General features: G+C 67.7%; 30 protein-coding genes. 12 read left to right on the forward strand and 18 right to left on the reverse strand.

The annotated features are described in order from the left end of the window. Nucleotide 1 precedes the first annotated feature (1 nt). Nucleotides 2–730, reverse strand: a complete 729-nt coding sequence (locus N5095_RS20680) for a DUF547 domain-containing protein (protein WP_267625077.1) — start codon at nucleotides 728–730, stop codon at nucleotides 2–4. Between the two features lie 133 nt (nucleotides 731–863). Here N5095_RS20680 and N5095_RS20685 point away from each other — a divergent pair, with 133 nt between their 5' ends. From N5095_RS20685 to N5095_RS20700, 4 genes are all read left to right on the forward strand, one after another. Next, entirely contained in the window at nucleotides 864–1,139 is a 276-nt protein-coding gene (locus N5095_RS20685) for a ribonuclease P protein component 4 (RefSeq protein WP_267625078.1), read from the forward strand. 83 nt (nucleotides 1,140–1,222) lie between these two features. Then, nucleotides 1,223–1,468, forward strand: coding sequence for a YhbY family RNA-binding protein (locus N5095_RS20690; protein WP_267625079.1), 246 nt, complete (start codon nucleotides 1,223–1,225; stop codon nucleotides 1,466–1,468). 10 nt (nucleotides 1,469–1,478) lie between these two features. Further along, the gene (locus tag N5095_RS20695) at nucleotides 1,479–2,381 is read left to right on the forward strand and encodes a mechanosensitive ion channel family protein (RefSeq protein ID WP_267625080.1); all 903 of its coding nucleotides are present in this window, start codon (nucleotides 1,479–1,481) and stop codon (nucleotides 2,379–2,381) included. A 59-nt stretch (nucleotides 2,382–2,440) separates the two neighbouring features. After that, complete coding sequence (locus N5095_RS20700) at nucleotides 2,441–3,328, forward strand: M14 family metallopeptidase (protein ID WP_267625081.1); 888 nt, start codon at nucleotides 2,441–2,443, stop codon at nucleotides 3,326–3,328. Between the two features lie 21 nt (nucleotides 3,329–3,349). On the opposite strand, the gene N5095_RS20705 is transcribed toward N5095_RS20700, so the two are convergent. Further along, the gene (locus tag N5095_RS20705; RefSeq protein WP_267625082.1) at nucleotides 3,350–4,492 is read right to left on the reverse strand and encodes an acyl-CoA dehydrogenase family protein; all 1,143 of its coding nucleotides are present in this window, start codon (nucleotides 4,490–4,492) and stop codon (nucleotides 3,350–3,352) included. Between the two features lie 194 nt (nucleotides 4,493–4,686). On the opposite strand from N5095_RS20705, the gene N5095_RS20710 reads away from it, so the two are divergent. Then, nucleotides 4,687–4,908: a hypothetical protein gene (locus N5095_RS20710; protein ID WP_267625083.1), complete on the forward strand. Its 222-nt coding sequence runs from the start codon at nucleotides 4,687–4,689 to the stop codon at nucleotides 4,906–4,908. 14 nt (nucleotides 4,909–4,922) lie between these two features. Here the strand turns inward: N5095_RS20710 and N5095_RS20715 are convergent, their stop codons facing one another. Both N5095_RS20715 and N5095_RS20720 read right to left on the reverse strand, forming a co-directional pair. Further along, entirely contained in the window at nucleotides 4,923–5,129 is a 207-nt protein-coding gene (locus N5095_RS20715; protein ID WP_267625084.1) for a helix-turn-helix domain-containing protein, read from the reverse strand. An 806-nt stretch (nucleotides 5,130–5,935) separates the two neighbouring features. After that, on the reverse strand, nucleotides 5,936–6,250 hold the full coding sequence (locus N5095_RS20720) for a transcriptional regulator (protein ID WP_267625086.1): 315 nt from the start codon (nucleotides 6,248–6,250) through the stop codon (nucleotides 5,936–5,938). A gap of 126 nt (nucleotides 6,251–6,376) precedes the next feature. Between N5095_RS20720 and N5095_RS20725 the strand changes: the two genes are divergently transcribed. Beyond that, nucleotides 6,377–7,354, forward strand: a complete 978-nt coding sequence (locus N5095_RS20725; protein WP_267625087.1) for a nucleotidyltransferase family protein — start codon at nucleotides 6,377–6,379, stop codon at nucleotides 7,352–7,354. 54 nt (nucleotides 7,355–7,408) lie between these two features. Here N5095_RS20725 and N5095_RS20730 read toward each other — a convergent pair whose 3' ends face one another. Next, complete coding sequence (locus tag N5095_RS20730; RefSeq protein ID WP_267625089.1) at nucleotides 7,409–7,966, reverse strand: winged helix-turn-helix transcriptional regulator; 558 nt, start codon at nucleotides 7,964–7,966, stop codon at nucleotides 7,409–7,411. A gap of 213 nt (nucleotides 7,967–8,179) precedes the next feature. Further along, nucleotides 8,180–8,935 carry a diphthine--ammonia ligase gene (locus N5095_RS20735; RefSeq protein ID WP_267625365.1) on the reverse strand — a complete coding sequence of 252 codons (756 nt, stop codon included), beginning with the start codon at nucleotides 8,933–8,935 and terminating at the stop codon, nucleotides 8,180–8,182. A gap of 155 nt (nucleotides 8,936–9,090) precedes the next feature. On the opposite strand from N5095_RS20735, the gene N5095_RS20740 reads away from it, so the two are divergent. Together N5095_RS20740 and N5095_RS20745 are read left to right on the forward strand one after the other, a co-directional pair. Beyond that, complete coding sequence (locus tag N5095_RS20740) at nucleotides 9,091–9,741, forward strand: urea carboxylase-associated family protein (RefSeq protein WP_267625090.1); 651 nt, start codon at nucleotides 9,091–9,093, stop codon at nucleotides 9,739–9,741. A 71-nt stretch (nucleotides 9,742–9,812) separates the two neighbouring features. Next, on the forward strand, nucleotides 9,813–10,556 hold the full coding sequence (locus N5095_RS20745; RefSeq protein ID WP_267625091.1) for a YqcI/YcgG family protein: 744 nt from the start codon (nucleotides 9,813–9,815) through the stop codon (nucleotides 10,554–10,556). Between the two features lie 38 nt (nucleotides 10,557–10,594). On the opposite strand, the gene N5095_RS20750 is transcribed toward N5095_RS20745, so the two are convergent. The 7 genes from N5095_RS20750 to N5095_RS20780 form a co-directional block, all read right to left on the reverse strand. Beyond that, nucleotides 10,595–11,548, reverse strand: coding sequence for a phosphoadenosine phosphosulfate reductase family protein (locus N5095_RS20750; RefSeq protein ID WP_267625093.1), 954 nt, complete (start codon nucleotides 11,546–11,548; stop codon nucleotides 10,595–10,597). Nucleotides 11,549–11,684: 136 nt separating this feature from the next. After that, entirely contained in the window at nucleotides 11,685–12,656 is a 972-nt protein-coding gene (locus N5095_RS20755; protein ID WP_267625094.1) for a phosphoadenosine phosphosulfate reductase family protein, read from the reverse strand. A 129-nt stretch (nucleotides 12,657–12,785) separates the two neighbouring features. Then, entirely contained in the window at nucleotides 12,786–13,349 is a 564-nt protein-coding gene (locus N5095_RS20760; protein ID WP_267625095.1) for a DUF7110 family protein, read from the reverse strand. Nucleotides 13,350–13,516: 167 nt separating this feature from the next. Continuing rightward, entirely contained in the window at nucleotides 13,517–13,861 is a 345-nt protein-coding gene (locus tag N5095_RS20765) for a glutaredoxin family protein (protein WP_267625096.1), read from the reverse strand. A gap of 152 nt (nucleotides 13,862–14,013) precedes the next feature. Continuing rightward, nucleotides 14,014–14,670, reverse strand: a complete 657-nt coding sequence (gene gfcR / locus N5095_RS20770; protein WP_267625097.1) for a transcriptional regulator GfcR — start codon at nucleotides 14,668–14,670, stop codon at nucleotides 14,014–14,016. Continuing rightward, nucleotides 14,657–15,733, reverse strand: coding sequence for a glucose 1-dehydrogenase (locus tag N5095_RS20775; protein ID WP_267625098.1), 1,077 nt, complete (start codon nucleotides 15,731–15,733; stop codon nucleotides 14,657–14,659). Before N5095_RS20775 ends, gfcR begins: the two co-directional genes overlap by 14 nt. A 175-nt stretch (nucleotides 15,734–15,908) precedes the next feature. Further along, nucleotides 15,909–16,220, reverse strand: a complete 312-nt coding sequence (locus N5095_RS20780) for a DUF7565 family protein (RefSeq protein ID WP_267625099.1) — start codon at nucleotides 16,218–16,220, stop codon at nucleotides 15,909–15,911. Nucleotides 16,221–16,390: 170 nt separating this feature from the next. On the opposite strand from N5095_RS20780, the gene N5095_RS20785 reads away from it, so the two are divergent. Further along, entirely contained in the window at nucleotides 16,391–17,125 is a 735-nt protein-coding gene (locus tag N5095_RS20785; protein ID WP_390203727.1) for a PHP-associated domain-containing protein, read from the forward strand. 11 nt (nucleotides 17,126–17,136) lie between these two features. Here the strand turns inward: N5095_RS20785 and N5095_RS20790 are convergent, their stop codons facing one another. The 3 genes from N5095_RS20790 to N5095_RS20800 form a co-directional block, all read right to left on the reverse strand. Next, a complete protein-coding gene (locus N5095_RS20790; RefSeq protein WP_267625101.1) occupies nucleotides 17,137–17,631 on the reverse strand; it encodes a metal-dependent hydrolase in 495 nt (164 codons plus the stop codon). Nucleotides 17,632–17,686: 55 nt separating this feature from the next. Then, a complete protein-coding gene (locus N5095_RS20795) occupies nucleotides 17,687–18,205 on the reverse strand; it encodes a CinA family protein (RefSeq protein WP_267625102.1) in 519 nt (172 codons plus the stop codon). A gap of 288 nt (nucleotides 18,206–18,493) precedes the next feature. Continuing rightward, entirely contained in the window at nucleotides 18,494–20,386 is a 1,893-nt protein-coding gene (locus N5095_RS20800; protein WP_267625103.1) for an ABC transporter ATP-binding protein, read from the reverse strand. A gap of 362 nt (nucleotides 20,387–20,748) precedes the next feature. On the opposite strand from N5095_RS20800, the gene N5095_RS20805 reads away from it, so the two are divergent. Next, a complete protein-coding gene (locus N5095_RS20805) occupies nucleotides 20,749–21,846 on the forward strand; it encodes a pyridoxal phosphate-dependent aminotransferase (RefSeq protein WP_267625104.1) in 1,098 nt (365 codons plus the stop codon). 348 nt (nucleotides 21,847–22,194) lie between these two features. Then, nucleotides 22,195–23,259 (forward strand): glycosyltransferase family 4 protein, encoded by a 1,065-nt coding sequence (locus tag N5095_RS20810; RefSeq protein WP_267625366.1) that lies wholly within the window; start codon nucleotides 22,195–22,197, stop codon nucleotides 23,257–23,259. 28 nt (nucleotides 23,260–23,287) lie between these two features. Here N5095_RS20810 and N5095_RS20815 read toward each other — a convergent pair whose 3' ends face one another. Continuing rightward, nucleotides 23,288–23,557, reverse strand: coding sequence for a HalOD1 output domain-containing protein (locus tag N5095_RS20815; protein WP_267625105.1), 270 nt, complete (start codon nucleotides 23,555–23,557; stop codon nucleotides 23,288–23,290). Between the two features lie 69 nt (nucleotides 23,558–23,626). Then, nucleotides 23,627–24,022: a hypothetical protein gene (locus tag N5095_RS20820; protein WP_267625106.1), complete on the reverse strand. Its 396-nt coding sequence runs from the start codon at nucleotides 24,020–24,022 to the stop codon at nucleotides 23,627–23,629. A 172-nt stretch (nucleotides 24,023–24,194) separates the two neighbouring features. Between N5095_RS20820 and N5095_RS20825 the strand changes: the two genes are divergently transcribed. Next, nucleotides 24,195–25,301 (forward strand): glycosyltransferase, encoded by a 1,107-nt coding sequence (locus N5095_RS20825; protein WP_267625107.1) that lies wholly within the window; start codon nucleotides 24,195–24,197, stop codon nucleotides 25,299–25,301. The last annotated feature ends 74 nt before the right edge of the window (nucleotides 25,302–25,375 follow it).

Raw genomic sequence — 25,375 nt, forward strand, 5'->3', positions numbered from 1 at the left:
GCTACGTTCCCTCCTCCGAACCGCTGCGCTCCTCGAACCCGCCCCGACTCAGCGACCAGTCCCAGCCCAGATACCGGAGCGTCGGCGACGCGTCGACCGGAATCGCGTCGTACTCGCGGAGGAAGTCGATGACGCCCGACCGCCCGCCGAAGTCGCCGCGGTACCAGAGGAGGAGCCGGGGAACGCGCGCCACGTCGGCCTCGTCGTCGTACTCCACGGTCGCGTCGAGGTAGCCGCCGGCGGCGAGGTCGAGTTGGTTGTCGACCGCGTCGGCGTCGTAGCTCGCGACGGGCGGACAGCTCGCGGCGCCGCAGTTGAGCGCGAAGTGGATTCGCGGGTCGCGCTCGTCGACGCGGGCGCGGCGTTCGAACTCGCTCGGACGGAGCCGAGGCAGGTAGCCGAGTCCGAGCGAACTCATCGACCGCCGGAGAACCCCGTGTTCGATATCGTCGAGGCTCAGCGACCGGCCGGCGACGGGGACGAGCGACCGCCGGAAGAACAGCCACCGCCGGTCCCAGCGGCCGGGGTCGGCGTCGAGGAGGTGTTGGGCGTACCCGTTGTAGACGTTGCACCAGAACGCCAGCCGGCGGGCGTCGGTGTCGAGCGCGGCGAGGAGCGCGTCGGTGTCGAGGGCGGCCAGCCGGCGCCGCGAGTCGGCGGTGTCCGCCCCTCGCTTGACGCCTTCGAGGAGGGTTCGCGAGAGCGAGAGCGGGTCCGGAGACGGGGTCACGGGCGACGGTTCGGAGCCGCGGGGGATAAACGACGGGTAGCGGTGCGTCCGGGGCGCATCGTCCGTCGAACGGTCCCGTTTCGGGAGACACAGAGCGGAAGTTTCCTACCCCTCCTCCGGGTAGGGTGTCGCGATGAGCATCGCGGCGGAGCGTATCGACCGACTGCACACTCTCGCCCGGGCGGCCGCGGCGGCCGGCGAAGAGGAGCGCGCCCGCGAGTACGTCCGGCTGGCGCGGCGCATCGCGGAGCGCAACCGCCTCCGCCTCCCGGACGAGTTCAAACGCTTCACCTGCGCCCGGTGTGACGCCTACCTCCGGCCGGGGGTCAACGCCCGCGTCCGGACGCGCGACGGCCACGTGGCCATCAGCTGTGACTGCGGCGAGATTGCGCGTTACCCCTACGACTGACTCTCGTCGACGGCCGAACCGGAGAGCCGCCGCGACGCCCGCGAGAAACAACGTTCAAACGGGGGCGTCCCAAAGTCGACCGCATGACTGACAAGGACGTTCGACGGCAGATTCACGACCTCGACGTGACCGTCTGGGTCGGTAAGTCCGGCCTCGACGCGGTGGTCGACGAACTCTCGGACCAACTCGGCGACCGGAAGCTGGTGAAGGTGAAGTTCCTGCGGGCGGCCCGCGGGGGAACGACGAGCGAGGAACTGGCCGAAGAGCTCGCCGGGCGAGCGAACGCAGAACTCGTGCAGACCCGCGGCAACACCGCGGTGTACCGGTGAGGGAAGGCGAATGTCGCTTCTTCTCGTCTTCCTCCAGGCGGGCACCGACCCGGTGACTGGGCTCCTCCAACAGCTCGGCGTCGGCGACGGGCTCGCGCGGGTGCTCGGCCCCGCCATCACGTTCGTCGTCGCCTTCCTCCTCGTCTACCTCGTCGGCCGACTGGTCGTCATCCCGGTCGTCGACCGACTGCTCGCGACCCGGGGCCTCAGCGAGCACGGCAAGAAGCCGCTCCGGAAGATTCTGGGGGTCGTGCTCGTGTTCGTCGCCGTCGCCGCGGCGTTCGGGGCGGCTGGGTACGGCAACTTCCTCACCGCCTTCGCGACCATCGGGGCGGCGGCGACGCTCGCGGTCGGCTTCGCGATGCAGGACGTCATCGCCAACTTCGTCGCCGGCGTGTTCATCTTCGCCGACCGCCCGTTCCGCATCGGCGACTGGATTCAGTGGCAGGACCACGAGGGCGTCGTCGAGGACATCTCTTTCCGCGTCACGCGGGTGCGGACGTTCGACAACGAACTCCTGACGGTCCCGAACTCCCAACTCACCGACAACGTCATCAAGAACCCCGTGGCGAAGGACACGCTCCGGATGAAGTTCCTCTTCGGCATCGGCTACGACGACGACATCGGGCGAGCAACGGAGGTCATCGTCGAGGAGGCAGAGCGCAACGCCGACATCCTCGACGAGCCCGCGCCGTCGGTCCGGGTGACCGAACTCGGCGACTCCTACGTCGGCCTCCAGTCGCGCTTCTGGATTCGGAACCCGAACCGGTCGGACTTCATCAAGACCCGCGGCGACTACGTGACGGCCGTGAAGGAGCGCTTCGACGCCGAGGGCATCGAGATTCCGTTCCCCCAGCGCGACCTCTCCGGGCAGGTCGAGATGGTGTCGCCCGACTCGGTACGGGCAGACTGAGTCGAACGTCGGTTTCGACACACCCATTCCTGCGCGGGCCGAACCGCAACCAGCACCAGATGACACGCTCCAGACGGCACTTTCTCCGGGCGGTCGGCGCGGCCGGCGGCGTCGGCGCGATGACGAGCCTCACCGGCTGTGGCGCCGACTCGGGACAGTCGACCGACGGCGCGAGCCGGACGAACGGGACCGCTCCGGAGACGTCGACCGGCGAGTCCACGACGACCGAGACGACCACGGCGACCCCCGCCCCCGAGCAGGCGGTCGACCGCCGACTTCTCATGGAGGGGACGGACGACGAGACGCCGCTCGTGCGAATCGACGCCCCTGAGGCGGGGCCGACGGTCGTGCTCGTCGGCGGGCTTCACGGCGACGAGGTGGGCGGCTGGAGGGCGGCGACGGCGGCGACCGAGTGGACCATCGACGCCGGCTCACTGGTCGTGATTCCGAAGGCGGCGATTCGAGCCGTCGAGGCGCGTCAGCGGATGCACCCCGAATGGGGCAACGCGAACCGGATGTTCCCGCTCGACGCGGAGCCGCGCTCGCCGCTCGGGACGGCGCTGTGGGAGGCCGTCGAGGCGTCCGACCCCGACTACGTCGTCGACCTCCACAGCTCCAAGGGCATCTACTCCGAGTCCGCCTACTACGGCCAGCACGTGTTCCGGACCGAGGGGCTGGCAGCGGCGACGACCGAGACCATCGAGTACCTCAACGCCGAGGTCGTCCCGGACTCCCGCCCGGCCTACGAGTTCACACAGGCGCCTATCGACGTGGACTACGAGATGCTCGTCCGGAAGGCCAATCACGAGTTGGGCGCGGAGACGGCGTTGTTCGAGGTGACGGAGAAGAACCTCGACACCGAGACGCAGGTGGCGTGGACGACGGCGTACGTGGAGAAGCTGCTGGACGTGCTGGGCGTACGAGCGATGGACCGCAGCGAGGAGTGACGACCCCGCCGCGCCACCGCCTCAGTCGAGTAGCTGGTTCGCGATGGTGTTGCGGAGAATCTCGCTGGTGCCCTCGTAGATTTCGTTGAGCTTCGCGTCCCGGTAGTAGCGCTCCGCCGCGAAGTCCGTGGTGTAGCCGTAGCCGCCGTGAATCTGGATGCCTTCGTTGGCGACCTCGCGGGAGATTTCGGAGGCGTACAGCTTCGCCTGCGCGGCCTCCTTGATGAACTTCTCGCCGCGAATCTTCTTGTCGGCCGCGCGGTGCATCAGCATCTTCGCGGCCTGCAGCTTCGTGTCCATGTCCGCCAGTTTGTGCTGGATGGCCTGGAAGTCGGAGATGGGCTGGTCGAACTGCTCGCGGTCCTGCGAGTAGGCGAGCGCGTCGTCGAGCGCGGCCTGTGCGATGCCGACGCCGCGGGCGGCGATGGTGATGCGTCCGCCGTTGAGCGTCTTCAGCGCGTGGACGAACCCGTCGCCCTCCTCGCCGAGCAGGCGGTCTTCGGGGATACGCATGTCGTCGAAGCGGAGTTCGGCGGTCGGACACCCCTTGTCGCCGAGTTTGTGCTCCGTCCCCTCGACGACGAACCCGTCGTCCTCCTCGGGTCGGACGACGAACGAGGAGATGCCCTTGTTGTCCGCCTCGGGGTCGGTCTTCGCAAAGAGGGTGACCGTGTCGGCGACGGAACCGTTGGAAATCCACAGTTTGCCGCCGTTGACGACGTACTCGTCGCCCTCCTTCTCGGCGGTGGTCGTCATCGCGGGCACGTCGCTACCGGCACCGGCCTCCGACAGCGCGAAGGCGCCGATGTCCTCGCCGGTGTTGACGGGCGTGAGGTACTCCTCCTTCTGGGCCTCGTTCCCGAACTCGTACAGCATGTTCCCCGCCAGGGAGGTGTGGGCCGCGACGATGGTGCCGAGACCTCCCGACCCGCGCGAGATTTCTGCGAGACCGATGGCGTAGGAGTGGTAGTCGAGGCCGGCGCCGCCGTACTCCTCCGGGAAGGGCATCCCCATGAGGCCGAGTTCGCCCATCTCGGCGACGAGGTCGGCGGGGAACTCGTCTTCCTCGTCGATCTCCATCGCGCGAGGCTTCACTTCCTCGTCGACGAACTCCGCGACCATGTCGCGAATCTGCTTCTGCTCCGCGGAGAGGCTGAAGTCCATACCGGGGGCTTGGGTCGGTGGGGCTAAATGGTTTCTACATGGTCTTTACTGAGCCGTTGGTGCGACTGTCGTGAGCCGTACCGTAGCGATGGTGCTATCGGTCGGTTCCGTGGTGTCTTCCCTGCCGTTCGGAAGCCCCCGCACGCTCGCCGCCGCTCGGCTTACTGCGCTTCTCGGTCGTTCGCGAGTCGAGAGTGATTTTCACTGGCTACGACACTCCGTCAGGAGTCACAACGACAGCCACGGACTCGCCGCAGGCGAAAGAGGAGTTCTCGAAGCGAATACAAGCCCTCATACGAAGCGCCGAGTCGAACGGCGTCGACATCGAGAGAGGATACGTCTTTCAGTCCGAGAGCGGCGACCACGACCAGGACCCAGGAATCTCCCCTGTCGTGAGAGAGTCGAAAGGACAGTAGAATCGCTTAGAACCCTACTGTAGGCCGTCATCGAAGAGGTTCTCACGGAGGTACTCGTCGAGTGCCCGATTCAGTTCTCGTTTCGCTTCTCTGTCAGTCATCCCGAGTCGTTCGCTCAGTTCGGTTAACGAAACCTCACGTGGAACCGCAAAGTACCCTGCCTCGACGGCCTCTCGAATGAGTTCTTTCTGCGTTCGTCGTCGAGGGTCCTCGTCACTCATCGGGTAACACAACTCATAGATGTTGAATTATTTAGCTCTTCTCCCGAATGATGCTGAAGTTCCAGAACCGCGAAGCAGAGACGCTCTCTCTTCGGGAAAGCAATCGAGTTGGATAGTACGCTCCCTCGACTGTCTACCCGTCGGGGGTATCCGACACAACTGCCGTCATTTATAATTTGACCGGGTAAGTAGAATGGAACCGCAATTCAATCGTCCCGGTGAAGGGACCGGATGGATTGGATTGCAAAATGGCATTCCGGCAATCCCGACGCCCCTCGAGGCGGGGCGTCTTTCCGGTACAGGTTCTTACTACTCACGTTGTATAAGTCAGGTGCATGTATATACCGGCCCTCATTCGAGTGTGACCGATGTGTGCTCTGCCTCCGGAAGCTGAGTCTCCGACCGGCGTTAGAGGAGACGACCGTTCTTCCGACCGGACTCGACGTGAGTCAGCTTCCAGGGTTGTACCGTGAGTCTCGCAACCCATCGAAAAGCTTTATTGAACGCTATTTTGACACGGAATATGACGGAGGCACCTCAGCAAGTCGCTGGGATACAGCTAACGCTCGTCGGAATCGTCGTCATATTGGCTTCCGGCGGCACCGACCAAATTCTCGCGGGAGGCGTGCTGATTAGCGCAATCGGGACGCTCTTGACTTTCGGAGCGCTCCTTCACTCAGAGTAGACGGACCAGCAGAGACGCTCTGTCACCAGAAGCTGACTCGCCACGAATCAGAAACAAAGTCGAGTCCGGCCCGACCCCGTTCGTCCCGAGAACCGACCAGGAACCACGCTCCGGTCCCGACTCACTCCACCTTGAAAACCGCCTCCTCGATGCCCTCGTTCCGACAGTCCGGACAGCGCGAGGGGTAGTTCACGGGGTCGTCGAACGCCGAGAACCCACAGTTCTTGCACTCGGGCGGGGCGACGAGGAACTGCTCGTCTGTCCCATCCAACGACCGCGCGACGTGCTGGAGGTGACCGTAGACGCTGGAGCGCGGGATGCCGATTTCCCGCGAGAGGTCGCTGGCGGTCGCCGGCCCCTCGCGGAGGGCGTCGGCGATGCGCTGACGAGTCGTCGCCGCGGTGTTCGAATCCGACCCGGAAGAATCGTCGCTCATTGCTCTACCGTCGCCAGCGAGGCGGAGGACAAAACGCTTGTGTCCGACGCCGTAGATGGGGCAGCACGGCCCGCAGTACTCTCGTCGGGGGAAAGAACCATACCCTCCCGTGTGGACGTTCATGATATGAAAGCCGTAGTCCTGGCAGGTGGTTACGCGACCCGTCTCTGGCCGATCACGCGCAACCGACCGAAGATGCTGTTGCCGGTGGGCGAGATGACCGTCATCGACATCATCTTCGACGACCTGGAGGCGGACGACCGGATAGACGAGGTGTTCGTCAGCACCAACGAGGCGTTCGCCGAGGACTTCGAGGAGTACCTCGAGGAGAGCGAGTACGAGAAGCCGACGCTCTCGGTCGAGGAGACGGTCGAGGAGGACGAGAAGTTCGGGGTCGTGGGCGCGCTGGCCCAGCTCGTCGACCGTGAGGGCGTCGAGGACGACCTGCTCGTCGTCGCCGGCGACAACCTCCTCTCGTTCGACATGAGCGAGTTCGTCGACTACTTTTACGAGAAGGAGACGACCTCGCTTGCCGCCTACGACGTCGGCTCGAAGGAGAAGGCCAAGTCCTACGGGCTGGTCGAACTCGACGGCGAACGCGTCGTCGACTTCCAGGAGAAACCGGAGGACCCCAAGTCGACGCTCGTCTCCATCGCCTGCTACGCCTTCCCGGCGGAGACGCTCCCGAAGATCGACGAGTACCTCGCGAGCGACAACAACCCCGACGAGCCGGGCTGGCTCATCCAGTGGCTCCAGAGCCGCGAACCGGTCAACGCGTTCACCTTCGACGGCGCGTGGTACGACATCGGCACGCCCGCGAGCTACCTCGAAGCCGTCGCCTGGAAACTCGACGGGGAGAACTACATCAACGAGAGCGCGACCATCGAGGACTCCGACCTCGGCGACAACGTCCACCTGATGGAGGACGTTTCGGTTCGGAACTCCAGTCTCGACAACGTCATCGTCTTCCCGGAGGCCGAAATCGAGGACTCCGACATCCGTCGCTCTATCATCGACCGCGAGACCCGCATTCAGGGGCTCGACCTCTCGGGTGCGCTCATCGGCGCCCACTCGAGGCTCGTCGACGAGGACGACGGGCTCTGAGAGCCGACGACGCGTCCTATCCGACTGGTGGCCCGTCCGACCCGCTCGGCGGGTTCACCCGCGCTCGTGTCGGTCTGTGTCGGTCGGCGTCGGCGGGCCGCTCCGCTCGACCGGCTCGGCGGCGCGGACCGCGGCGTTCAGCGCACTCTCGAAGCGTCGGCCGACCCCCTCCAGCCGTTTGACGCCGGCGCAGTCGTGGTTTTCGGGGAGTTGATGCTCCGCACAGTAGTGGTGTGCACAGTAGGAACACTCCCGGGCCACGGGGAGTTCCGTCTCGCACGTCCTGCAGGTGGCGATACGCCCGGGCGGGGCACCCCACGCCTCGATCGCGTCGACGACCGACCGGAGCGACTCCCCGTGGCCGGTCACCGAGTACTGGACTCGGAACGGCCGGTCGTCGACGACACGCCGGGAGACCAGACCCTTCTCCTGCAGGTCCGTCAGCGACTCCGAGAGGACCTTGTTCGACACCCCGTCGACTTCGCGAGCTAGCTCGCTGAACCCGAGTGGTCCCTCCTCCAGAAGCGTCCGGACGATGTCGAGGTTCCACTTTCGCCCGAGTAGGTTCCCGAAGAGGTCTACGTTCGACCGCTCCCCCTCCGGAGCGGACACGGATAGTTCGTCACGACCCATGCGAGAGTCTTTCTCTCACGCACCGGTATGCTGTGCCTTCACAGTCGACGGGGAACGACACCCCCCAATCGATATCGGTCCAGTCGGGCGTCGGTTCGATGCAGTCGCGGGTCCCTTCCGCACGCACTTTCCGGCTCGGTCGCAGGGCCCCCGTTCAGGGAACGCTGCATCAACCCACCGCCTGATTTCCCGTCACTCCAGTCGCGCGTCGGTCACCTCGACGTAGCCGCGGGTCCCCTCCCACACCGTGTCGTACGCTACGTCGAGGCGTCGGCTCATGTGGGGTCCGTCGACGACGAGCGTCTCGAACTCCCCGCCTTCACCGAGGACGTGGACACCGTACTCCTCGTGGAGCGCCGTCAGTTCGTCGAGCGCCTCGCGGTCGAGCGTGCGCCCCAACCAGGACTCGTCGAGGCCGGCGGCGGCGACCTGCACGACCAGAATCTCGAACCCGTCGTCGAGCATCTCCTCGCCCAACTCACGGGGGTCGCGCTGCCACAGCGGCGCGAACAGGTCGATGTCGAGCCGCTCGCACATCCCCTCGATGCGCGAGGTCTGGAACTCGCTCTCGACGGCGCCGGCGGTGACGCCCGCGAGGTCGATATCGGGCTCTTCCTGCAGGTCGCGGAGGGCGGCCTCCAGCGGCTCGAGTTCCGCGTCGCCCTGGGCACTCGAGTCGACGGTCGACTCGGCCTCGAAGTCGTTCGGTTCGACTTCGACCAGCTCGATGCCGACGCTCTCGGCGACGAGACGCGCGAGGCGGGTGTGTGGGACGTGGTACATGTACGAGTCGCCGTCCGGGTGGACGGTCAGGAGTCGAGAGACGTTCAAGTCGGACTCCAGAGCGCGATACAGTGCCCACGAGGAGTCTTTGCCGCCCGAGAAGAGGCTGACCCAGTCGCGGCCGGCCCCGCTGGCGTCGTCGGCCGGGGCGTCCGTGTCGCTCATGGTCGTCTCGGCGCCGACGTCGCCGTCCGTGTTCGCGGTCATGACGCCGAGTAGGCGACGATTCGGTAATAGGGGCTGTGGTTCGACGGCCGCCGGCGACGCGGCCTCGACGTAACGGCCCGGTCGGTTTTGCCCGGCCCGCCCGACGGTCGGCTATGGACGCAGACCGACACCGCATCCCACCGAAGAGCGGAGCGGCCTTCGCGCTCGCCGCCGGCGACGAGGTGGCGGTCGTCACCCCCGAACCGCGGCAGGTGGCCGACCTCGTCGCCTTCGACCGCGCCGACCCGGCCGTCCGGTTCGAACAGTCCTACACCCGCGACGTGAACGGGAAACTCAGGCTCTCGACGGGCGACCCGCTCTACGCGACCGACGGCGACCCACTTCTGACCATCGTCGCCGACGACTGCGGCGTCCACGACGTCATGTTCGGCCCCTGTACCGCGTGGATGCTCACCGACCGCCCCACCGGCGAGGGGGTCCAGAACGAGCCGGGCGGCTGCCGGGAGAACCTCTCGCTCGCTCTCGACGCGTACGGATTGGACGTCCGGGTGCCCGACACCATGAACCTATTCCAGAAATCGACCGTCACCGACCAGACCTACTTCGACGTCCGGGAGAGCCCGGCCGAGGCGGGGGACGCCGTCACGTTCCGGGCCGACCGCGACGCCGTCGTCGCGGTCTCGGCGTGCTCCGCCGCGGGCGTCGCGAGCGGACATACGCTCACCCCCATCGACCTCCGTGTCCCGGCGGAAACCGACGTGGCACTCGCGTCGGTTCAGGAGGGCCGTCCGGAGGCGGACTAGCACGCCCGTCACCGGGACGCCTGTATCCACAGCCCGCGCGCTTTTCCACGTCGGTCCCTGCGTTCCGACGAATGAGTACGCCGCTGACGAGAGCCGAACTCGACTCGGCTATCGCCGACGACGCCCTCCCCGACTGGCAGGCGACGCGCTACGGGTCGTTCCACCGGACGATGACCGACGGCGACGTTCCCTTTCCCTGTTACTTCGCGGTCGACGCCCACCGCCGCGGCGACCTCCGGTACCTCTTCGCACACGACGCGTCGACGGAGGCGGGCCGGTCGACGGTCGCGGAGGGGCTGGAGGCCTACCTCGACGAGGCTCCCGCCATCGCCGACGTGACAGCACTGGCGGTCTTCTTCGAGCCGACGGCGGGGGCGTCGACGGTCGAAGGCGTCCGGGACCGAGTGTGGGGGCTCCTCGACTACCTCCACCGCCACGACCCGGCGCCGTGGCCCGAGACGGTGCCCGAGGACCCTGCCGACCCCGAGTGGGAGTTCTGTTTCGCGGGCGAGCCGCTGTTCGTCGTCGCTCGGGCACCCTGTTACGAGCGGCGCCACAGTAGACACACCCCTCACGGGCTGGAGCTGACCGTCCAGCCGCGCTGGGTGTTCGACGGGCTCACCGGCGACACCGAGGCCGGACGGGAGGCGCGCCGAGTGATTCGCGAGCGACTGGCCGACTACGACGACGCCCCGCTCCACCCGGACGTAGGCGACTACGGCGACCCGACGAGTCGGGAGTGGGAACAGTACGTCCTCCCGGACGACGACGAGACGCAGTCGGGGGAGTTCCCGATAGAAGCGTGGGCGGTCTGAGCGCGGCGCCGGCGGGTTGGGGGTGACGTCGACCTACGTCACATGTAGCCGAGGTCGCGCAGTCGCTCCATCACGCCCTCCTTGTCCTGAGCGCGGCCCGCGCGCTCGGTCGACCCCTCCAAATCCTGCATCCAGGCGGGCCGGTCCGACGCCTCGCCGGACCCGGACTCGGTGCCCAGCGACCGGAACCCTTCGAAGTACTTGGGCGAGACGGGGAGGTCCTCGGGGGTGACGCCCTCGGGGAGGTCCCCCACCGTCTCGGGGACGTATCCCTCGGGGTACCCCTCGACGGCGTCGGGGACGACGAAGTGCCAGAAGGCGTCCCAGACCGCGCGCTCGTCGAACTGGAGGATGGGGTGGACGCGGTCGTGGGGCGGGTACTTCTCGGAGTCGTGGCGCGGCGAGAAGAACGTCTCCGTCGCGCGGGCCTCCTGTTCGTCCCAGCGCACGCCGGAGAACACGCCGTCGAACCCCGCCTCGGTGAGGAGTTCGTTGAGCGCGACCGTCTTCAGCAGGTGGTTCCCCTCGAAAGTGTCGGCGTCGAGGACGAGCGTGTCACCCTCGTACTCGAGGCGGTCGAGTTCGCGGCGGTTGACCTCGTCCAGGTCGGCGACGGGTATCTCGTCGCCGGGCTGGGCGCCCATCTCGACGAAGTCGGCGTTGCGCGCGTACCGCAGGTCGAGGTCCCAGCGGTCGGCCCAGCGTTCGACGAAGTCGACCGTCTCGTCGAAGTGCTCGAAGTGGTCGATGAACACGACCGGCGGCACCGCGACGCCCTGCTCGCGGGCGACCTCGCGGACGACGTAGAGGACGAGCGTGGAGTCCTTCCCGCCGGTCCACATGACCGCGGGCCGCTCGTACTGTTCGAGGGCGACGGCGACGACCTGTGCGGCCTTCTCCATCTTGTCCGCGAGGCTCGGGTAGTCGCTCGCGGAGCCACCCTGACCGTCTTCGTAGTCGACCGTGACGTACTCGGGGAACACGGTGCTCATGGGGCAGTCATCGACGGGCGAGGACATATCCCTTTCCGCTGACAGGGCGTGTCAGTGACACGGCTCGCGCACGGACCGGGTGGTGTCGAGTCGAAGAAACGAGGTGCCGAGTGAGACGGGGGTCGCCCGCCGTTCCCTACATGTAGCCGAGGTCGCGCAGGCGCTCCATCAGGTCCTCCTTGTCCTGGGCGCGGCCCGCGCGCTCGGTCGTGTTGTCGAGGTCCTGCAGCCAGGCGGGCGTGGACTCCGTCTTGTCGGTGGAGACCTCGCTACCCAGCGAGCGGAACCCTTCGAAGTACTTCGGCGAGACGGGGATGTCCTCGTGGGTCAGCCCGTTCGGCAGGTCGTCGTAGCTCTGCGGGACGTACCCCTCGTCGGGGTACTCCTCGACGGACTCGGGCACGACGAAGTGCCAGAACGTCTCCCAGACGTCGGCCTCGTCGAACTGCAGAATCGGCTGGATGCGGTCGTGAGGCGGGTAGATTTCGGGGTCGTGACGCGGCGAGAAGAACGTCTCGTCGGCGCGGGCCTCCTGTTCGTCCCAGCGGATGCCCGAGATGATGCCGTCGATGTCGTGCTCCTCCAGCGCGTCGTTGAGCGCGACGGTCTTCAGCAGGTGGTTGCCGACGTAGGTGTCGAGCAGGAACGGGAACGTGTCCTCCTCGTACTCGAGGATGTTCCGGATGTGGTGCTGGTTGTGCTCCGAGAGCTCCGACACCGGGATGTCGTCGCCGGGCGTCAGGTCGTTCTCCTCGACGTACTCGCCCACGTTGGTGTTGCGGGCGTACTCGACGTCGAGGTCCCACTCGTCGGCCCAGCGCTCGACGAAGTCGAACAGCTCGTCGAAGTGCTGGTAGTGGTCGATGAAGACGGTCGTCGGCTTCTCGAGGTCGAAGCGGTCGGCGACCTCGTTCACGAAGTAGAGCGTCAGCGTGGAGTCCTTCCCCCCGGTCCACATGACGGCCGGGTTCTCGTACTGTTCGAGCCCCGTCTTGGTGACCTCGATGGCCTTCTCGATCTTGTGCTCGATGCTCGGGTAATCCTCGGCGCTCTCGCCCTCGCCGTCGGTGTAGTCGACGTCGAGGTAGTCGGGGAAGTTCTCTGGCATGAGCTGTAATTACATCTGATTAGGAGAGGGTTGAAATGCCTTGCGGCTATCGCGTGTCGCGTGTGACCGACTCTCGTGGCGCGAGACCGTCGAAAACGTCGGATTCGCCGGCCCGGAGAGTCGTGCCGATTAGCTGATGAACTTGTTGTTCCGCCAGTCGACGCCGCCGTTCTCGCCGCCGTTCTTCGAGGGGCTCTCGACGACCTCGACGCTCGCCGGACGCGGCTCGCCCTCGACGATGCGTGTGGCGGTGAGCTCCCCGTCAAGTTCGGTGATGGCCGTCAGCGTCCCCTTCTCGGACTGTCGGGCGATCTCCTGGAGGACGAGGAACATCGGGTACTGGAGGGCGGTGTTCTGGAGGACGGTCTCGCGGTCGCCCTTGAAGCAGGCGAACTCCACGAGCTCCGAGGGAATCTCCTCCTCCTCCTCACCCCACTGGGGGCCACCGGCGCGCGGCGGCTCCTCCTCGTACACCCGCGTCTCGGTGACGCTCGCTTTCAGCTGGGCGGTCGGGGTGTACTTCGAGAGGCTGTCGTCGGCGGCGATGGCCTTGATGATGAGGGTGTTGTTCCGCCGGGTGAGGTCGATGTCGTCGATCTCCGGCGGGAGGTCGGGGTCGTTCTCGAGGAACGCTTCGAGGTCTTCAAGGGGCAGTTCCAGAGTCGAGTGAAGTCGATATACGCGGCCTGACATGGTGTGTGCGTTGAGGTGACTGCGACGCCCGCTGTTGTACGGTCCGCTGCTGCGCGGTTCCCTGACCGGGTCTGCGGTACGGTACGGCGCGTAGCCTTATGGGGCTTTCGAGGCGGTGACGCCTGCCGCTTTCTCCCCGGCTCTCGGGGTCGGTGCGACGCGCCGGTTCAGTTTCCGGAGAGGGTCGCCCCGAGTTCGCCGCGCTCGTCGAGTTCGGCGAGGATGTCGCTCCCGCCGACGAACTCGCCGTTCACGTACGTCTGCGGCGTCGTCTCCCAACCGCTGTGTTCGTTGAGGGCGACGCGGAACTGGTCCAGCGCCGGGAGCACGTCCACCGTCTCGAACTCCTCGCGGTACTTCGAGACGAGTTCGAGGGCGCGCTGAGAGTAGCCACACTGGGGCATGAGCCGGTTCCCCTTCATGAACAGCACCACCTCGTTCTCCGCGATGGCCTCGTCGACGCGCTGCTGGACGTCCTCCTGGGTCATGTCGCTCTCGGGCTGGAACGTCATGGCGTCGGATAGGTGGCCGGCACTCAAAGGGGTTGCGTCGTGGGGTCGAATCCCGAAAGCGACCGGCAAGAGCGACTGCGAGCCGCGGTGACGCGCGGACACTCGTCGCGCTCGGTGGCGCCGGGTCGTTCGTCGAACCCCGTGCCGCCGGGTTACTCGTCGGACTCGGCGCCGACGCGCACGACGTTGATGAGCGAGTCGACGGGGACGCCGTCCACCTCGTCGACGCCCTGCTTGTCCACGAGCACGACGCAGGCGACCGGGTTGCCGCCGGCCTCGCGCACCGCTTCGATGGTCTCGCGCATCGTCGTCCCGCTCGTGATGGTGTCGTCGACGATGTAGCAGTCCCGCCCGCGCACCTGCGCGAAGTTCCGCGAGAAGCTGCCGCCGAGGTCCTCGATGTCCCCCTCCTCCCACTGGTGTTTGCGGGGGGCGTAGGCCGCGAGGTCGGTGTCGAGTTCGTTCGCGACGACGGTGGCGAGCGGGACGCCCGCCTTCTCGATGCCGACGGTGAGGTCGACGCTCCGGTCGTCGCCGGCCATCAAGTCCGCGAGCGTCCGCCCGACCGAGGTGAGGCGCTTCGAGTCCCGGCCGATGGCGCTCCAGTCGACGTGGATGTCGTCGGGGCCGCCGCTCCCGGTGGTCACCGGTTCCTCGCCCGAACTCGGCTCGCTCGTCGCACCCGACCGCTCGACCAGCCAGCTCGCCGTCTCCCGCGAGACGTTCAACTCGTCGGCTATTTCGCCCTTCGAGAGTCCGCGCTCGGCCAACTCCGCCGCGCTGGCGATCAGGTCGTCAACGTTCTTCATACGTGCCGAATTCGACGGCCGTTTTGATAACGGTGTCCCCATCGTCGAACGCCCGCTCGAACTCGCTCACGTCGTACACTCCGGTGACGAGGTCGTCGAGGAAGCGGCGCGGGAGTTCGAGCAGCGACCGCGAGGCGGCCTCGAAGTGCCGCCGACCCGAGTTGACGCTCCCGACCATCGCCTTGTTGTGCAGCACCATCTCGCTGTGGAACGCGCCGGCGTCGACCTCGAACTCACCCGGGCCGGGAACGCCCAGTAGGGCGGCCACGCCGTTGGGCGCGAGCGCCTGTACCGACTGGAACGGATGACGCGCGTACCCCGTCGCCTCGTAGACGAAGTCGACGTGCTCGTACACCTCGGGCATCCGGTCGACAGGCGTCTTTCGGGAGTCGACGTACGTCGCCCCGAGGTCCTCCATGATGTCGATGGTCGGGTCCGGGCGGTCGCGGCGTCCCAGACAGTAGAGGCGCTCGTAGCGGTCGTCGCGGTCGAGCATCGCGAGCGTCAACAGGCCCAGACTCCCGTTGCCGAGCACGAGCGCGGACTCGGGTTCCCAGGTGAACGACGAACGCGACGTCTCGGCGAGTTCGAACGCCTTCTCCGAGATGGAGATGGGCTCGATGAGGAAGCCGAGGTCGGCCTGCGACGCCGGAATCCTGACCAGGTCTTCGGCCGGGCTGGTGAAGTACTCCGCCATGAACCCGTGAGCGCCGACGATGCCGCGCTCGTGGTAGCTCCCCTCCGGCGCCATGTCGGCCTCGCCGTGCTCGAAGTACTCGTTGCCGCCGTTGGGCGGTCGTCGGACGGTCGGAACGACCACGTCGCCCTCGGAGAGGGCGGTTCCGTTGGAGTCGACGACCTGTCCGACGGCCTCGTGGCCGAGCACGAGGTGGTCGTCGCCCGCGGGCGTCCCGCCGTGGCCGCCAGCGATGACCTCGTGGTCGGTCCCGTCGACACCGACGCGCAGGGTCCGGACGAGCGCCTCCCCGTCGCTCGGGTCGGGCCGCGGCTTCTCGATGAGGGTGGGCTCGCGTTCCCCCTCTCGAACTCCGATGGTTCTCATACTCCGTGCTACGGGGCCACCCCTCTAAAGATTTATTCTGTGCTGAGTAAAGAACTTGTGTCGTCGTTGTCGAGTCCCGGAACGGCTTCAGATGGGTCTCTCCGTCGCTGTAGCTCCCGGACGGGAGATGCGAGGACGGGAGAACCGGATGACGCCTCTGGCGTGTCGGGGGCCGTCAGTCGAGGTCGACGTCCACGTCGGCGTCGAGGCGTTCGAACACCGCTTGGAGGTCGAGGTCGGTCTCGATCTCCCGCTTCACCCGTTCGCGTTCGCGGACGGCCGAGGAGTCGGCGTCGTACGCCCTGACGTACTCCGCGCGCGTGTGCTCGTTGAACGCGTGTCGAATCGCGAAGTACCCCTCCGGGACGACGGTGCCACACACCTTACACTGGTGGCGGTCGTGCTCGTTCGTCTGGTGGACGATGGCGGCCTCGACGTCCTCGAAGCGACCCTGACAGCCGTCGACGCCACAGACCCAGCGGCTCATGTTCCCCCACTCGTCAGGCGGGTCGTATAACCGTTTTCCTCGGGTCCCCGACTCTCTCGACGGTCGAGTACCCCACTTCGGCGAACCGTTCGCCGTTCCGAACAGTAACCCCTAAGCGACCGCCTGTCGCAGTGCGGAGCGTGACGAGGTCCACGACGAGCCGCGTCGACGTGCACGTGAAGCTCCTCGACGAGCGCGTCGTCTCGCGTGCGAAGGCCCGCGGTCTCGACGTGCTCGTCTACGCGCCGCACTTCGTCCGACTGCCCGACATCCGGGAGGCGGCCGCCCGCTTCACCGACGACGACCTCCTCGTGGTGCCCGCCCGCGAGGTGTTCACCGGCTCGTGGCGCGACCGCAAGCACGTCCTCGCCGTCGGCCTCGACGACCCGGTGCCGGACTTCATCGAACTGGACGCCGCGCTGGCGGAGTTCGAGCGGCAGGGCGCCGCGACGCTGGTCCCCCACCCGGAGTTCCTAAACGTGAGCCTCTCGCGCGCGGACGTGGCGGCCCACGCGGACGTCATCGACGCCGTCGAGGTGTACAACGCCAAGTGCCAGTTCCGGGCGAACCGCCGCGCGCTGTCGGTCGCCCGCGACGTGGGGCTCCCCGGCTTCGGCTCCTCGTACGCCCACCTCCGCTCGACCGTCGGCGAGGCGTGGACCGAGTTCGACCGCGCCATCGACACCGTGGCCGACCTCGTCTCGGCGCTCCGCGAGGGTGCCGACCGTCGCGTCGTCAGGCGCTCGGGCGCGAGCCACCGTCTCCGGAGTCTCCTCGAGTTCGCCCACCTCGGCTACGAGAACTCGTGGGGGAAGCTCGACCGCCTCTTTCTCTCCGGGATGGAGCCGACCCACCCGCGCCACGTCGCCTACGAGAACCGCTTCGACGACGTGGCGAGCTACTGACTACCCACTCACTACACGCCGACCGCACCGACCGCCGCGAGCGCCTGCTGGGTCGCGTCGAGGGGAAGGACGTAGTAGTGGACGAACGCGAAGGCGAGGACCTCGACGACCGTCACGGCGAACGTCACCGCGTCGGCCCAGTTGCTGCTCACCGGCACCCCGAACGGGAGGCTGTACTCCTTCTCCAGCGGGTAGAACAGGGCGATACCGCGTCTGCTCCCGAGCAGGTCGAGCACGTAGTGGGTGAGCACGCCGACCCAGACGTACTGGAGGTTGCCGAAGACGACCGGGTACGCGAGGAAGATTCCCAGCACGAGCAGGTTGTGGAGCGTCTTCCGGTGCTTGCCGAACGCCGTGTCCACGTCCGGGAACAACGCACCGAGGACGATGGGCACCGAAATCTCGGCGATTGTCACGAACGTCGGCGTGTCGCCGCTCGGCTCCAGCACGTAGCCGATGCCGACCGCCAGGAGCACCGCGTTCAGCACGTGACCGCGCTTGTTCATCTTCTCGGGACTCTCGGGGGAGGTGGTACAAACGTTTCGAGTCGCCGTCCCGCGTTCAGGACCGTTTTTCGACCCTCTCCAGCAGGGTCTCGAGCGCCCCGCGCGCTATCCGCTCTTTCACCTCGACCCGCGAGCCGTCGTGCTCGTGGCGTTCGACGCGCGAGAACGACTCGCCGGACCCCCACGGCGCGGCGTAGGCGACGCCGACGAAGACGGTGCCGACGGGCTTCTCGCCGCTTCCTCCGTCGGGGCCGGCGATGCCGGTCGTCGCCAACCCCCAGGTCGTATCGGCCACGTCGCGCACGCCGCGCGCCATCGCCCCGGCGACCGGTTCGCTGACGGCGCCGTGGGCGTCGAGGGCCTCCCGCGGGACCGCGAGTTGCGCGCGCTTGGCGTCGTAGGAGTAGGTGACCAGCGAGCGGTCGAAGTAGTCGCTGGAGCCGGGGACGTCGGTGAGCAGGGAGCCGACGAGGCCGCCGGTGCAGGACTCGGCGACCGCGACGGTGGCGTTCGATTCTCGTAACGCGTCGCCGACTCGCTCCTCTATCGGGGGGTCGTCCGCGAACTCTCTCATGGGTCGTGGTTCGGGTGAGTGGTGTATGAAGGTGCGGCGTGAATCGTGCGAATCCGAGTCGTCGTGGCGGGGGTCCACGGTCACAGTGACCTTCGGAAGCCCCCGACGTCTCGGCTCCGCTGACTCGCTGCGCGCCTCGCCTCGTTCGCTACGCTCACTCGGCTGTGGTGCTTGCGTCGTCGGAGTCGCCGAGACGCCGGCCCCTTCCGGAGTCCCACCCACCGGCTGGTCGGCTCGCGTCGTTCGGTGAAAAGCAGACCCGTCGAGGCGGCGGCGGACCCCGAAGGCTCAGAGACCCGGAATCGTCTCCAACTCGCCCGCCTGCACCCCCCAGAGGTCGGCGTAGAGGCCGTCCTCCGCCAGCAGTTCGTCGTGGCTCCCGCGCTCGACGACGCGGCCGTCCTCGACGACGAGGATGGTGTCCGCGTCCTTGACCGTGGAGAGGCGGTGGGCGATGGCGAGCGTCGTGCGGTTCTCGGTGAGACGGTCCAAACTCTCCTGGATGCGCATCTCCGTCTCGGTGTCCACGTCGCTCGTGGCCTCGTCCAGAATCAGGAGTTCCGGGTCCTGCAGGAGGATGCGCGCGATGCCGACGCGCTGGCGCTGGCCGCCGGAGAGTTTGACGCCGCGCTCGCCGACCTCGGTGTCGTAGCCGTCGTCGAGGTCGGTGATGAACTCGTGAGCCTGTGCGGCCTTCGCGGCTCGGACGACCTCGTCCTCCGTGGCGTCGAAAGAGCCGTACCGCAGGTTCTCGGCCACCGTGCCGGCGAAGAGGAACGTCTCCTGGCTCACGTAGCCGACGTGTCGACGGAGGCTCCCGAGGTTCACCTCGGCGATGTCCTGGCCGTCGACGCGAATGCTCCCGTCGTCAACATCGTAGAACCGGAGCAGGAGCTTCAGGAGCGTGGACTTCCCGGCGCCGGTCGGCCCGACGAGCGCCAGGGTGTCGCCGCCGGGGAGGTCGAAGGACACGTCGTCGACGACGGGGTCCTCGACCTCGGCGGCGTCGCCCTCGTAGGTGAAGCGCACGCCGTCGTACTCCACGCGGCCCTCGTCGACGACGAGGTCGGGAGCGTCCTCGTCCTGCGCGAGGTTCCCGGGCTCGTCCATCAGCCCGAAGATTCGCTCCGAGGAGGCCACGGCCTGCTGGTACATGTTCACCAGTTCGCCGAACTGCGCCAGCGGCCAGATGAACCGCTGGGAGAGGAAGACGAACGCGACGAACTCCCCGGCCGAGAGGTCCCCGGAGAAGAACAGCGGCGGGCCGCTGAACACCCAGAGACCCCCCAGGGCGTAGGTGAGGACGAACCCGATACCGGCCGTCAGCCGCAGGCCGGGGAAGAAGGTGATACGGGTCTTGATGGCCTTCCAGTTCGTGTCGTAGTACTCCCCGGAGGAGTCCTCGACGCGGTCGAACTCGTATCCCTCGGCGTTCGACGCCTTGATGACCTCGATGCCGCCGAGGTTGTTCTCCAGCCTGGAGTTGAGCCGACCGACCGTCGAGCGGACCTCGGCGTACATCGGCTGGATGCGCTGGACGAACTTGTGGGTGAAGACGCCGACGACCGGCACCGTCACCATCGTGACGACGGCCAACTGCGGATTCAGGTAGAACAGGAACCCGACGACGCCGACGACGGTCGTGGCAATCATCGACGCGACGAACAGCCCGCCGTTGAGGAACTGCTCCAGTCGGTTGACGTCGTTGTTCAGGATACTCATCAGCTCGCCGGTCTGCTTGTCGGCGAAGAAGCCGAGGTCGAGGCGCTGCATCGCGCCGTAGGTGTCGACGCGCACCTGGTGCTGGATGGACTGGGCGAACTCGTTCAGGCCCCAGCCCTTCACCCACGTAAAAATCGCACTGCCGGCGAAGGTCACCGCGATGACGGCCGCGGAGAACCAGAACTGGCCGACGGGGCTCGCCGGGACCAGCCAGTCCGGCACCAGCGGGAGCGAGAACGGCTGCGGCGGGCCGGTGAAGAACGCGTCGACGGCCGCGCCGAGCACGAACGGCGGCACGAGCGCGAGCACGTGGGCGCCGACGCTGGCGAGCAGCCCCACCGTGAGCGGGAGCCAATTCTCCCGGCCGTACTCGTCGAACAGCCGGCGCATGGGTTGGTCGACGCGGGCGCGTTGGTCTTCGAACGTGTCGTCGTCGTCGTCGGGCGTGTGGTGTGACATCCGTGTCTGTGGTCTGCGTGTCGTGGGCGGTCTGTGGGCGGTCCGCGGTCGTGCCCCCGACGGCTCGGGAGGGACCGCGGCGGAGCGGCGGCGAGGGTCGGTCGATACGTTCCGACGGGTGCGACCGCGGGCGTCGGCGCTGGTCGGTCGGTGGCGGTCGACGCCCCGGCGCCGCCGCTCCGGCGGGGGAGACGGCCGACTCGGCCGCGGAGCGGTGCGGGTGACGGCGACAGAAATCAGGCGAGTCGAGTCATCGGTCGTCCTCTCCCGACTCGTATCACGGGTAGAACATAACGGTTCCGACGGTGTGACACGGACCCCCGTGGGGAAAGGCACAGGTAGTCGGCGCCAGCAGTCACCACATGGAGTACGACGAGCCCCTGTTCTTTCGCGTGATGCAGTACGCGGCCCGGGCCGACCGCGACGTCGTCGACATGGTCAGCGGCAACCCCGACTGGGACGCCCCGCCAGCCCTCCGCGACGGTCTCCACGAGTACGCCGACGCACCGACCGAGGCGTTTCAGTACCCGCCGAGCGAGGGGCTCCGTGGCCTGCGCGAGGAGATCGCCGAGCGCCGCAACGTCGACGCGGCGCAGGTCGTCGTCACCGTCGGCACCGCCGAGGCGAACTACCTCGCGATGGCTCGCGCGCTCGAACGCGACGCCGGCGACGAGGTGATTCTGACCGACCCCGTCTACCCCTACTACCCCGGCAAGACCTCGATGCTCGGCGGCCGCGCGACGTTCGTCCCCGTCGACGACCGCGGTCGACTCGACGCCGCCGACGTGCGCGAGGTCGCCAGCGAGGACACCGCCTGCATCGTCGTCAACACCCCCAACAACCCGACGGGCGCGGTGTACGGTCCCGACACGATGCGCGAACTCGCGGACGTCGCAGAGGAGTATGACGCCCTGCTCGTCGCCGACGAGGTGTACGACCACTTCGATTACTCCGGCCGGTTCGAGTCCGCCCTCTCCGTCGACTCCGACCACCGAGTCGTCACCAGTGGCTTCTCGAAGTCGATGGCGATTACGGGCTTCCGCGTCGGGTACGCTGTCTTCCCCCACGACCTCGTCGAGGCAGCCAAGACCCGGCACATGCTGGTCAACATCTCGGCCAGCCGCCCGGCTCAGCAGGCCGTGCTCGACGCCCTCCAGGGGACGCCCGCCGAGTACTACGAGGAGACCCGCGACATGCTCCGCGAGCGCATCGACGCCTTCACCGACGCGCTCGACGCCGCCGGCGCCGAGTACACCACGCCGGACGGTGCGTTCTACGTCATGGCCCGCTTCGACGGGTTCCCCGGCACGATGGAGAACGTACAGCGCCTCATCGACGAGGCGGGCGTCGCCGGCATGCCCGGCGAGGCGTTCGGCGAATCGCGCTCGGACTGGCTCCGCTTCGCGCTGGTCACCCCCCGCGCCGACGAGGCCGCCGAACGGTTGGCGGACTACTTCTGAACGGCGGACGAATCGGCGCGACCCCCGGATTTCCGCCGAACGACGCTCGGTTCGACAGACAACGGGGTGGGACTCCGGAAGGGGCCGGACGCGCCGGGAAGCACGACGTTCACGAGAGCGTTGCTCTCGTGAGCCAACCAGAACGCGGAGCGTTCTGGTGACGACGCAAGCACCGCAGGCGCGAACGAAGTGAGCGACGAGGAGCACAGCGAGGCGCGCGACTGGCGCGTCCGGGGGCTTCCGAAGGTGGTCGTAGCTACACAAATGCTGGACGAGGCCGTCCACACCACCGTTCCGGAAAAGTCGGTACGCTCAAGCACCGAATACACGACCCACAAACAGAACGCGATGCGCGTCCTGAACTACCTCGAACTCGCCTCGCAGTTGGAGCGAAGCGGCATCGGCACCTCCACCGACCAGCAGCGCGCGGCGCTCGCGTCGGTCGAGGGCGTCGAGGTCGTCACCTCGCCGTGGCGCGGCGGCGACCCGGTTCGGGGCGCCGCGACGGGGCTCTTCGGCGGGGGCGGAGCGGTCGTCGACTACGACGTGGCCCACTGCAACCTCATCGGCCCCGGCTCCCTCACCGTGGCCCGGCACGCCGCCCTCCACGACCGGCCGCTGGTGCTCCACGCACACGTGACGCGCGAAGACTTCGCCGAGAGTTTCCGCGGGTCGACCCAGGTCGCCCCGGCGCTCGGGAAGTACCTGAAGTGGTTCTACTCGCAGGCCGACCTCGTGCTCTGTCCGAGCGAGTACACGAAGCGCAACCTCGAAGCGTACCCCGTCGACGCCCCCATCCGCCCGATGAGCAACGGCGTCGACCTCTCGCGGCTGGAGGGGTTCGAGTCCCTCCGCGAGGAGACTCGCGAGCGCTTCGACCTCGACGGGACGGTCGTGTTCGCCGTGGGGAGCGTCTTCGAGCGCAAGGGCCTCACACAGTTCTGTGAACTCGCACAGGACGCCGACCACGACTTCGTCTGGTTCGGCCACGTCGACGACGGGCCACACGCCTCTGCGACCGTCGAGCGCTGGACGGAAAACCCGCCCGAGAACGTCACCTTCTCCGGGTGGATGGACGACCCGCGGGCCGCCTTCGGCGCCGGCGACGTGTTCCTGTTTCCGACGAAGGACGAGAACCAAGGCCTCGTCGTGCTCGAAGCGATGGCCTGCGGGAAGCCGGTCGTGCTCAGCGACATCCCCGTCTTCCGGGAGTACTTTACCGACGGCGAGGACTGCATCCTCTGTTCGACCCACGAGGAGTACCTCGACGCCCTCGACCGCCTCTCCGGCGACCCCGACCTGCGCCGGCGAATCGGCGAGAACGCCCGAGAGACGGCCGCGGAACACTCCCTAGAGCGAGTGGGCGAGCGACTGGTCGAAGCCTACGAGGACGTGCTAGACGGCCGGACGTGACCCGGCACGGTGACCGTCGCCTCCCGACTCACCCGACCTTCACGAACTCCGCCGCGCCGTCCTGCCCGACCGTCACCCGGTATCCCCGGTAGGTGAACACGACTTCCATCTGGGCCTCGGCCTCGGGTGGGTCGGAGAACACGTCGCCGAGAACGCCGTCGATGCGGCTGTATATCGGCGGGAGCGTCCCGGCGTCGACACCCTCCAGGTCGGCGACGACCTCTGCAATCGCCGCTCCAGGACTCTTCTCCTCGGTCGAGAGGCGCCGGCGGACGATTTCGTCGCTGTGTTCCCCCATCGTGCACCGATACGATAGTGACACACAATAGCGTATCTTCAATCAGCCGACAAGACGGAAGCCGGCGTCTCACTCGACCGGCGAGTCCTCGGCCGTGAGGAGCCGGGAGAGTTCGACGAGCAGCAACGCCGACGTCGCCCCGGCGACGAGGCTCAGAGCCGGGACGACCGGGGGTTCGAGTGCGAACAAGGCGGTCCAGACTGCGACCGCGACCACCGCGATGACGGCCACGCGGCCGACGACGCCGATTCGCTCGAACCCCGACTGGAGGTAGCGACCGAGCGTCGACCGCGCGAGGACCGTCCCCGAGACGAGGGTTACGGCGGCGCCGACCGCGACGAAGAGCCAGTCGACGCGGCCCACGCCGTAGAGATACACTCCCGCCGAGAGAAGCGTCAGCGGTCCCGAGAGGGCCGCCGACAGGCGCTGCGGTCTCCACCGTGACCGGTCCGAAGTCGGAGTCACGTTCGTCGAGTCACTCGGGGAACCTGCTGAGGACACGCCGGGCAGTCGTCGGACCGCGGGGAAAGCCGTTCCGCCGCCGACCGACCCCCGGAAGCCGGGGACGAACGACAGCGCCCCCGGCCCCGCCCGCGAGACGGAAGCCATTAAGTCGTTCTCCCAGAACGTAGCGACGATGGACGCGGTCGCGGCATTCACGGACACGTACCTCCCGACGGTCAACGGCGTGTCCTACACGGTACAGACCTGGCGCGACCGGTGGCGGGCCCGCGGCGGTCGGATGGACGTGGTGTACCCCGACGCCGACGGCCACGAGCCGGTCGACGGCGAGTACCCCGTGCGGAGCCTCCCCTTCCCCTTCTACGAGGGGTTTCGGTTCGGCGTCCCCTCGGTCCCCCGTGAGGTCGCGGACGTGGACCTCGTCCACGCCCACACGCCGTTCGCGCTGGGGATGGCGGGGCTCCGGCTCGCCCACCGGGAGGACGTGCCCGTCGTCGCCAACTACCACACGCCGACGGCAGAGTACGCGACGTACCTGACCAGTCGCGACCGCTTCGAGCAGCGAATCGAGGGGTTGAGCGAGCGCTACGAGCGCTGGTTCTTCGACCGGGCCGACGCCGTCCTCGCGCCGAGTAGCTCGACCAAGCGCCACCTACGGGAGGTGGTGGGCGTCGACACGCCGGTCACGGTCGTCTCGAACGGCGTGGACACCGACCGGTTCCGCCCCGTGGAGTCGAGCGAGTTCCGCGCCCGCCACGAGCTCGGATACGGCCCGCTGGTCGGGTACACCGGCCGTCACGGCTACGAGAAGTGTCTCGGCGACGTGGTCGACGCGGTCGCCGAGGCCGACATCGACGCCACGCTCGTCTTCGGCGGCGACGGACCCGCGCGCGCCGGTCTCGAAGCCCGCGCCGAGAAGCGCGGCGTCGACGCCCGCTTCCTCGGCTTCCTCGACCGGGAGGAACTCCCGGCGTTCTACGCCGCCCTCGACGCCTTCCTCTTTCCCAGCCCGGTCGAGACCCAGGGCCTCGTCGCGCTGGAGGCGAACGCCTGCGGGACCCCCGTCGTCGGCGTCGACAGCGGCGCCCTCGCCGACACGGTCGTCGACGGCGTCACCGGCTACCACTACGACCAGGGGGACGTGGCGGGGTTCGCGGACGCCATCGAGCGCACCCTCGGCGAACGCGAGGCGCTCCGGGAGTCCTGTCTCGCCCGCCGCGAGGAACTCAGCGTCGACCGTGCCGTGGACGACCTCGCGGCGGTGTACGAGTCGGTTCGGTGAGGGTCACGGCGGGTCCCCGGTTCGCCGAGGGTCACCGCGGAGTCCTCGGTTCGTCGAGGCCACGGCGGGCCTGC

The sequence above is a fragment of the Halobium salinum genome, assembly GCF_026586625.1.
Lineage (GTDB): Archaea > Halobacteriota > Halobacteria > Halobacteriales > Haloferacaceae > Halobium > Halobium salinum.